The sequence below is a fragment of the Kribbella sp. genome (assembly GCF_035655035.1).
GTDB lineage: Bacteria > Actinomycetota > Actinomycetes > Propionibacteriales > Kribbellaceae > Kribbella.
In genome coordinates this window covers 1-9,304 of record NZ_DASRVN010000361.1, presented here as the reverse complement: position 1 = coordinate 9,304, position 9,304 = coordinate 1, and the positions used below count along the sequence as shown (strand labels likewise).

The window sequence follows — 9,304 nt, the reverse complement described above, 5'->3', positions numbered from 1 at the left end:
CCGTACGGGTCCTGGAAGATCATCTGTACGTCGCGGCGCAGCGGGCGCATCCGGCCCTCGCCGAGGTGGCTGATGTCGCGGCCCTCGAAGACGATCTTGCCGGCCGTCGGCACCTCGAGCCGGGTGAGCAGCCGGCCGGTCGTGGTCTTGCCGCAGCCCGACTCCCCGACCAGCGACAGCGTCTCGCCCTGCTGCACGCTGAACGTCAGGCCGTCGACCGCCTGGACGGCGCCGACCTGGCGCTGCAGCAGGCCCTTCCGGATCGGGAAGTGCTTGACCAGGCCGTCGACCGACAGCAGCTCCTCCCCCAGCTTCGGGGTCTCCGGAGTCTTTTCGGCGTCAGTAGTAGTCACAGTCGTCCCGTTCAGAGCTTCGGCTTGATGTCGGTCTCCCACGCCTCGCGGCGGTTCTGCGGGGAGAGGTGGCAGGCGACCATGTGGCCGTCGCCGGTGTCCAGCAGCTCCGGCCGCTCGGTCTCGCTGAGCCCGTTGTTCAGGTGCGCGTAGTTGCAGCGCGGGTTGAACGCGCAGCCCTTCGGCACGTTGATCAGGCTCGGCGGCGTGCCCTTGATCGGGATCAGCCGCTCGGTGCGCTCCCGGTCGATCCGCGGCATCGAGCCGAGCAGCCCCCAGGTGTACGGGTGCTGCGGCCGGTCGAAGATGTCCTCGGCGGTGCCGTACTCGATCGCGCGGCCGGCGTACATCACCTGGATGTCGTCGGCCAGCTCGGCGACCACGCCGAGGTCGTGGGTGATGATGATCACCGCGGAGTTGAACTCGCGCTGCAGGTCCCGGATCAGGTCCAGGATCTGCGCCTGCACGGTGACGTCCAGCGCCGTGGTCGGCTCGTCGGCGATCAGCAGGTCCGGGTCGCAGGACAGCGCCATCGCGATCATCGCGCGCTGCCGCATGCCGCCGGAGAACTGGTGCGGGTACGCGTCCACCCGGCGGTCCGGCTGCGGGATGCCGACCCGGTCCAGCATCTCGATCGCGTGCTTGCGGGCGACCTGCTTGCTGACCTGGTTGTGCACCCGGTAGGCCTCGATGATCTGGTGCCCGACCGTGTAGAACGGGTGCATCGCGGACAGCGGGTCCTGGAAGATCATCGCCATCCGCTTGCCGCGCAGCAGCCGGACCTCCTCGCGCGTCGCCGAGACCAGGTCCTGGCCGTCCAGGAAGATCTGGCCGCTGATGTTCGCGACACCGGGCTTGTGCAGGCCCATGATCGACAGACTGGTGACGCTCTTCCCCGAGCCGGACTCGCCGACGATGCCGAGCGTCTTGCCGCGCTCCAGCTTGAACGAGATCCCGTCGACGGACTTCACCAGCCCGTCGTCGGTCGGGAAGTGCACCTTCAGGTCGCGGACGTCGAGGAACGCCTCACCACGCTCGACGCGCTGGGCGGGTGCAGCTTGAACTTCTTCGATCGGTTCGGTCACGAGATTCGCACCCTCGGGTCGACGACGGCGTACAGGAGATCCACGACCAGGTTCGCAAACACGATGAAGAACGCGGCCACCAGCGTCACGCCGAGCACCTTCGGCAGGTCGTTGGCCTGCAGCGCGATGACCGCGTACTGGCCGATACCCGGTAGCGAGAACGTGGTCTCGGTGAGGATCGCGCCGCCCATCAGCAGCCCGAGGTCCAGGCCGAAGATGGTCAGGATCGGGGTCAGCGCGGACCGCAGCCCGTGCTTGATCACCACGTCCCGTTCGGTCAGGCCCTTGGCCCGGGCGGTCCGGACGAAGTCCTCGTTCATCGTCTCGAGCATGCCGGCCCGGGTGAGTCGCGCGTACGCCGCGGCGTACAGGAACGCGAGTGTCACCCAGGGAAGTAGCAGGTCGTACGCCCACCACAACGGATTGGTCTCGTCGAGTGGGTTGGTACCGCCCTGCGCCGTCCAGCCGAGTCCGTAACTGAAGATCGACAGCGACAGCAGGCCGGTGAAGAAGATCGGTAGCGAGACACCTGCCAGCGCCACCGACATGAGTGATCGGTCCAGCACCGACCCGCGTCTCAGCGCGGAGATGATGCCGGTGCCGACACCGGTGATCAGCCAGATGAAGGCCGCACCACCCGCCAGCGAGGCAGTGACCGGTATTCGCGCGACCAGGTCGGGCCACACCGGGGTCTGGGTCAGGTACGAGTACCCGAAGCACGGCGCCGGGCAGTGCTCGGTTCCCGGGCCGTAGTTGTACTCCGTACCGGCGACCAGCCCTTTGACGAACCGGCCGTACTGGACGTAGAGCGGATCGGTGAAGCCGAGCTTTACCGCGGTCTCGTGGATCTGCTCCTTGCCGACGCTCCGGCCGACGTACCGCGACGCCAGGTCGTCCGGCGTGGCACCCCCGATCCGCGGGACCAGGAAGAAGATCGAGAACGTGACTGCCGTGACGATGAAGAGCAGGATCACTGCCCCGATCACCCGGCGGACCAGATATGCGAGCACCGTACGCGGCTTGGTGGCCGATGATCATCGCTGATCACCGGCCACCGTCAGCCTTCACCTACCTCTGCTGGCGACAATGATGGTTGGTCAGAGCAACTACTTCTGGGCGACACCGATCGCCGCGTAGTCGTACATGTTCTGACCGTCGTTGGTGAAGACGTTGGACAGCGTGTCCGGACGGTACAGCAGGCCCTTGGCCCAGATGCCCGGCAGCGCCCCCGCCTGCTCCATGACCTTCTTGTCGATGTCCACCCAGATCTTGTTCCGGGCGGTCTCGTCGGTCGTCTTCAGTGCCTGGTCGATCATCGTGTCGACCTCGGGGATGCGGATACCGAGGTTGGTGTTACCACCGGCGGGCCGGATCACCCGGCTGTCGACGATCTGGCTCAGGAAGCCGAAGCCGTCGTTCCAGTCCGCGCCCCAGCTGTAGACGATCAGGCCGAGGCGGTTCGCCTTCGCGAAGTCCGGCTTGCCGGCGTACAGCTTGGTGTAGTCACCGGTCGGGTACGGCTTGGTGGTCAGGTTGATACCGACCCGCTTCAGCGACTGCTGAAGGGTCTCGGCGACCGCCTTCTCCTTGGCCCGGTCGGTGCGGTAGGTGATGTTGATCGCGAAGCCGTTCGGCTGACCGCACTGCTGCAGTTCCTGCTTGGCCTTGTCGACGTTGCCGTTCTTGTCGGTCTTGAAACCGTAGTCGTCGAACTGCTCGGAACCGGTGACACCCGGCGGCATCAGGTTCGTCGCGATGTCACCACCGATCGGACCACCGTACGCGCGCTGGTAGCCCTCGTGGTCGGCGGCGTACAGGATCGCCTTGCGGCAGTGGATGTTGTCCAGCGGCGGGACCTGGCTGTTCAGCACCGTCCAGTTCAGGCGCGGAGCAGGCACGTTGTCGGCGTGTGCCTTCAACTTCGGGTCGGCGAGGATCTTCGCCTGGGTTTCCGGCTGTACGCCGGTACCGGCGAGGTCGACGTCCAGGTCACCGGCCAGCAGCCGGTTGTCGATGTCGGTGCCCTCGACGTTGTAGGCGATGGTGATCTTGTCCGGCAGCGCCTTGCGGCCCGAGTCCGGGTCGGTCGCCGGGTCGTACTGGTCGTTGCGGACCAGGTCGAAACCGCTGTTCGGGTTGTAGGTGCCGAACTTGTACGGGCCGGTCGCGATCGGGTGCTCCTTGTACTTCGCACCCGTGTCCTTGGCCTGCGGCACCGGTGCCGTCGACGGCAGCTGCGCGAAGTAGTCGAAGGACGCGAACGGCTTGTTCAGGTGGAACACGATGGTGTAGTCGTCCGGCGTCTGGATCGCCTTCGCGACCCCGGCCAGCGTCTTGTCCTTGTAGACGCTGTAACCCGCGGGGATGTCCAGCAGGAAGTCGTTGAAGTACGTCGGGCCGTTCGGCAGCGTGACCTTGTCCAGCGACCGCGCGACGGCGTACTTGACGTCCTTCGACGTGACCGGCGTACCGTCCTCGAACTTGATGCCCTTGCGGATCTTGTAGGTCCAGGTCTTGGCACCGTCGCTCGGCACACCCGGCGCCTCGGCCAGGTCCGGCACCGGCTTGGCGCCCTCGGCGCCCGGCTTCGCCGCGAACGTCATCAGCGGCCGGACGTAGTTGCGCACCAGGTTCCACGAGAGGCCGTAGTAGGTGTCACCCGGGTCGGTCGAGTCCCATTGCTGGGTGATCGCCATCCGCAGCGTGCCACCCTTCTTGTCGCTCGGGTTGAACACCTTGCCGACGGCGGCGTTGAACTCCGGCGTCGCCCCGCCGGCGCTGGACCCGCCGCCGGGCGTGGCCTTGGGCCCCCCGCAAGCCACCAGGCTCAGGGTGACGGCCGCACTGACGGCGGTGGCCGTCGTGATGCGATTCCATCTCATCTCTTCTTGCACCCCTTTATTTGTGAGAGCCCAGGCTCCCTGGTTGGAGAGAAGTCCTACCGCGACCGCGGGTCGAGCGCGTCGCGCAGCCCGTCGCCGAACAGGTTGAACGCCAGCACCGTGATGAAGATCGACAGCCCCGGCCAGATCATGTACCAGGGGTCGACCGAGTACCACTTCGCCGCGATCGAGAGCATGTCGCCCCAGCTGGCGGTCGGGGGGCGGACGCCGACGCCGAGGTACGACAGACCCGCCTCGAAGAGGACGTTGGTCGGGATCAGCAGGGTCGCGTAGACGAGGATCGGCGCGATCAGGTTCGGCAGCAGTTCGGTGAACAGGATGTACGGCCGGCGCGCGCCGAGACTGCGGGCGGCGTCGACGAACTCCCGTTCGCGCAGCGAGAGCGTCTGGCCGCGGATGATCCGGCCGATGTACGGCCAGCTGAAGAAGCCGATGATGAAGACGATCAGCGCGACCCGGAGCGCGTCGCCGCTGAGGCCGAGGATCGAGTCCGGTACGGCGCCGACCAGCGCGAGCGCGAACAGCACCAGCGGGAACGCCAGGAAGATGTCCATCAGCCGGCTGATCAGCGTGTCGACCCAGCCGCCGAAGTACCCGGCGACGATGCCCATCACGACCCCGATCACCACCGACAGCAGCGTTGCCAGGAACGCGATCAGCAGCGAGATCCGGGCGCCGTAGACGATCCGGGCGAAGATGTCGCGGCCGTTCACCGGCTCGACGCCGAACGGGTGCGCCCAGCTGATCCCGCCGAACCTGCCGATCGGGGTCTGCAGGGACGCGTCGACGAGGTCCTGGTGGAAGTCGTTCGGCGTGACACCGACGAGCTTGCACAGCAGCGGCGCGAACAGCCCGACCAGCATCAGGAAGACCACGAAGATGCCTCCGGCGATCGCGACCTTGTCCCGCTTCAGCCGCATCCAGGAGATCTGCCAGAGCGACCGGCCCTCGATCTTGCCGACGCCTTCCAGCACCGCCTCGGGCTGGGCTGACGCGGATCCCGGATCGACCTCGAGTGGCGCGCTCACGCGATCTGTACCCCTGCCTCGTTCGTCGGATGAACCGGAACGAAATCCGGTATGGCTGCCGCCTTAACCTGCCGCCATTACAGCCCGGAGTCAAACGCGGAAAGTGCTGCGTTGCCCGATCGTGATCGTCAGGAAATCGTCCCGTATCGTGGACATTCCGCAGTAAACCACGGTGTCGCACCGACGGTCGCCGGGGCCTCGCGAACCGTTACTGCCATGGCATCTTTGTGTCAGCGCCGTAATCCGGACAAATAAAGGAACGAGAGCGGGTCGAGCGCGGTTTTCACGTTCTCCAGGTCCTTGGCGGCGGCCACCGTGACGTGTCCCTGCCAGACCGGGATCACCGACGCGTCGCGCGCGATCACTCCCTGTAGCTGACCGATCAGGTCGTCGCGCCGCAGACCGTTCTGCTCGCCGCGTTCCTGCTGCAGCAGCTTGGTGGCCGCGGCCGACCGGTACCCGTTCGACGCGAACGCGCCGTCGACCGCCACGAACGGCCGCAGGTAGTCGTCGGCGTCCGGGTAGTCCGGCGTCCAGCCGGTCAGGTACAGGTCGTACGCCCCGGCCGCCGTCGCCTGCTGGTACAGCGGCCACTCGACGGCCCGCAGCGTCACCCGGAACAACCCGGTCGCCTCGAGCTGCCGCTTCAGCTCCAGCACCTCCGCCTTCGCGCCGACGCCGTACTGCGAGGGGGTCCAGCCGACCGTCAGCGGCACCGGTACGGCGATGTTCGCGTTCTTCAGGATCGCCGCGGCCGCGGTCTTGTTCGGCTGCTTGTACTCCGTCCGGAACGCGTCCACCTGCCCACCGAAGCCCGGCGGCACGACCGAGTACAGCGGGGTCACGTGATCGCCGTACGCCGTCTTCGCGATCGCGGCCCGGTCGACGACCTGCGCCACCGCGCGCCGGATCGCCGGGTTGCGGGACAGCAGCGACTTCATCTGGAACGCGTACAGCCGGATCTCCGCGGCGCCCGCGTCGACGACCTGCGCGCCGCCCGTGGTGCGCAACTTGTCGAACTGCGCCGTCCCGAGACCGTGGAACGCGAGGTCGGCCTTACCGCTGGAGACCTGCCGGTAGAGCTCCTGTGCGCTCGGCACCGTGGTGATCGTGACGCCGTCGTTCTGCGCCGCACGCGGGCCGTGGTAGTTCTTGAACTTGGTCAGCGAGACCTCGGCGCCCGGCTTGAACCCGGCCAGCTGGTACGGCCCACTGCCGATCGCCTTGTCCTGGAGCAGCGCGTCCGCGGGGTACGACTGCTCGTCGACGATCGACGCCGCGGTCGTCGTCAGCAGGTACGGCAGCCGCGCGTCCGGGCCGGTCAGGTTGAACACGGCGGTCAGCGGATCCGGCGTACTCACCGACTTCACCGACGCGAACAGCGGCGCCAGCCCCCCGGGCGTCCTCAGCTTCACGAGCCGGTCGAAGCTGAACTTCACGTCCGACGAGGTCAGCTGGTGCCCGTTCGGGAAGGTCAGGTTCTCCTTGAGGCTGCAGGTGTACGTCGTGGGCGAGTCGAACTGGCAGTCCGCCGCGTCCGGCACCGGCGTCGGCTTGTCCGGGAGGATCGTCAGCAGCGTCTGGAACAGGTTCGCCTGGGCGGTCCGCGAGGCCACGTCGTACGGGCCGGCAGGGTCGAGCGACGTGACCGAGTCCGTGGTCGCGAGCCGCAGCAGCATCAGCTTCGGCGTCTGCTCCCCCGGGTGCGGGGCGTTGTCGTCCGGTTCGCCACAGGCCGCCAAGGACACCCCCAGCGTCCCCACCGCCACGGCCGCCGACAATCGGCGCACCCACTCGCTCACCGTCTCACCCTTTCCCCAGCCCCAACAAGCACCAAGTGACGGTAGCTCCTCAACGGAGCAGCGCGCGCAAGGACTCCGGTGTGAGCGGCTCCAGCGACGTCACCACGAGCCGCCGCGGAGCGTCCGGGATGCTGATCCACTGCGGTACGGCGACGACGTACATGCCGGCCGCCGTACCGGCCTGCGTACCGGTCAGCGAGTCCTCGATCACCACGCAGTACGCCGGGTCGACACCGAGCCGCTCGGCCGCCGTCAGGTAGGGCTCCGGGTTCGGCTTGCCGAGGGTCACCTCGTCGCCGGCCACGATCACGTCGAACAGGTCCGGCGGCAGGTGCCCGAGCACCGCGTCGATCATCGACCGGTACGACGCCGACACCAGCCCGCACGGCACGTCCTCCTTGCGCAGCGCCCGCAGCAGCTCCAGCGCGCCCGGCTGGAACGTGACCTCCCGGCGCAGCGCCTCCACGACCTCGGTGAACATCCGCTCCGCGAGCTCCTCGCCGGTGATCACGCCGTCCGGGATCCGCGCCATCCAGACCTTGACCGCGTCCCGCAGGTCGCTGCCGATCAGGGTCATGCAGTCCTCGAGCGTCCAGGTCGTGCCGAGCTTGGCGAGCAGCTCGATCTGCACCTCCGCCCAGACCTTCTCGGAGTCGACCAGCGTCCCGTCCATGTCCCACAGCACCGCTTGCAGGGCCGGCAACTACAGCTCCTCTACGTCGTCTCCCGAGATCACGTCGGCTCCATTCTCCCTGGTCGCCCGCGACACGTTCCGCCTGGGGTGAAACCGGCCCGCATGACCCCGTCTCAGCAGGAAACATGCCCTAGGCTGGCAGTCCGGATTCCGGCGACTGAACAGACAGGGCCGGGTGTTGGCTACAGAGACGACAGGGGGCCTGCGAGTGGTTGACCTCGCGAACCTGAGGGACCCGGTCGTGATCGCCGCGTTCGAGGGCTGGAACGACGCGGCCGAGGCGGCCACCGGAGCGGTCGACCACCTGATCGACGAGTGGGACGCGGAGCTCGTCACGGCCATCGACCCCGAGGACTACTACGACTACCAGGTGAACCGGCCGCGGGTCTCGATCGACGACGACGGCGGCCGGCAGCTGACCTGGCCGACCACCCGGATCTACCTGGCCCGCCCGGACGACACCGGCCGGGACGTGCTGCTGATCCGCGGCGTCGAGCCGAACATGCGCTGGCGGGCGTTCTCCCGGGAGCTGCTGGAGCTGGTCGACGAGTCGAACGCGCAGGTCGTCGTCGTGCTCGGCGCGCTGCTCGCGGACGCGCCGCACACCCGGCCGATCCCGGTGTCGGCGACCTCGTCGGACGACGAGCTGACCGCGGCCTGGAGCCTGGAGCCGTCGACGTACGAGGGCCCGACCGGGATCACCGGCGTCTTCGCCGACCTGTGCAGCACCCTCGGCGTCCCGTCGGTGTCGATCTGGTCCGCGATCCCGCACTACATCGCCGGTACGCCGTGCCCGAAGGCGTCACTGGCGCTGCTCGGCAAGGTCGAGGAGCTGCTCGACCTGACCATCCCGGAGGGCGAGCTGCCCGAGCTCGCGCGGGCCTGGCAGCGCGGCGCCGACGAGCTGAGCGAGGAGGACCCGGAGGTCGCCGAGTACGTGCAGTCGCTCGAGGAGCAGCGCGACACCGCCGACCTCCCGGAGGCCACCGGCGAGGCGATCGCCGCCGAGTTCGAGCGCTACCTGAAACGCCGCAACAAGAACCACCCGGGCGAGTAACCCCACCCCGCCGCCGTACCTCCCCCACCGGGTCGTTTGAGCGGTTAACCCCTGAAATGGCCGGTTGTCGCGCCGTCTGCAGCGGGCCAACCGGCCGGCTCAGAGGTTCACCTCTGAAACGGGACGCCGTAACCGGCGTGAGGTGTGGCGCGTTGTTACCAGTGGGTTTATATTCGACCGGACAACTGGGGGGTGACGGCGCGCCGTCACCGGATCACTGGGAGCCGTGACATGCGGGGCTTGCGCAACGAGCGGGGTGGTAGCTCGGTCCCTGCACTGGCTGTGCTCGTCCTGCTCGGGGTGGTCGCCGCGATCGGGATCTTCGGCAACAAGGCGAGCAGCGCGAAGACGGTCGACCTCAGCACGCTGACCGCGTCGACGA

8 protein-coding genes are annotated in these 9,304 nt (G+C 67.8%); 1 reads left to right on the top strand and 7 read right to left on the bottom strand.

All coding sequences use genetic code 11. The annotated features are described in order from the left end of the window. The 7 genes from VFF46_RS20040 to VFF46_RS20010 all read right to left on the bottom strand — a co-directional run. Window positions 1-353 (bottom strand): ATP-binding cassette domain-containing protein (locus tag VFF46_RS20040; RefSeq protein ID WP_325038688.1); only part of this gene is annotated, 353 nt, incomplete at its 3' end. A gap of 11 nt (window positions 354-364) precedes the next feature. Further along, entirely contained in the window at window positions 365-1,438 is a 1,074-nt protein-coding gene (locus VFF46_RS20035) for an ABC transporter ATP-binding protein (protein ID WP_325038687.1), read from the bottom strand. After that, complete coding sequence (locus VFF46_RS20030) at window positions 1,435-2,448, bottom strand: ABC transporter permease (RefSeq protein ID WP_325038686.1); 1,014 nt, start codon at window positions 2,446-2,448, stop codon at window positions 1,435-1,437. The genes VFF46_RS20035 and VFF46_RS20030 overlap by 4 nt, the downstream gene beginning before the upstream one ends. A 96-nt stretch (window positions 2,449-2,544) precedes the next feature. Further along, a complete protein-coding gene (locus VFF46_RS20025; protein ID WP_325038685.1) occupies window positions 2,545-4,320 on the bottom strand; it encodes an ABC transporter substrate-binding protein in 1,776 nt (591 codons plus the stop codon). Between the two features lie 56 nt (window positions 4,321-4,376). Beyond that, the gene (locus tag VFF46_RS20020) at window positions 4,377-5,369 is read right to left on the bottom strand and encodes an ABC transporter permease (protein WP_325038684.1); all 993 of its coding nucleotides are present in this window, start codon (window positions 5,367-5,369) and stop codon (window positions 4,377-4,379) included. 230 nt (window positions 5,370-5,599) lie between these two features. Continuing rightward, entirely contained in the window at window positions 5,600-7,171 is a 1,572-nt protein-coding gene (locus tag VFF46_RS20015) for an ABC transporter substrate-binding protein (protein ID WP_325038683.1), read from the bottom strand. A 49-nt stretch (window positions 7,172-7,220) separates the two neighbouring features. Next, complete coding sequence (locus VFF46_RS20010) at window positions 7,221-7,874, bottom strand: HAD family phosphatase (protein WP_325038682.1); 654 nt, start codon at window positions 7,872-7,874, stop codon at window positions 7,221-7,223. A 199-nt stretch (window positions 7,875-8,073) separates the two neighbouring features. On the opposite strand from VFF46_RS20010, the gene VFF46_RS20005 reads away from it, so the two are divergent. Next, complete coding sequence (locus VFF46_RS20005) at window positions 8,074-8,922, top strand: PAC2 family protein (RefSeq protein ID WP_325038681.1); 849 nt, start codon at window positions 8,074-8,076, stop codon at window positions 8,920-8,922. The last annotated feature ends 382 nt before the right edge of the window (window positions 8,923-9,304 follow it).

What these genes read in the sequence shown, in the direction of transcription:
- VFF46_RS20025 (WP_325038685.1), bottom strand. Translation starts at nt 4,320, where the DNA reads ATGAGATGGAATCGCATCACGACGGCCACCGCCGTCAGTGCGGCCGTC.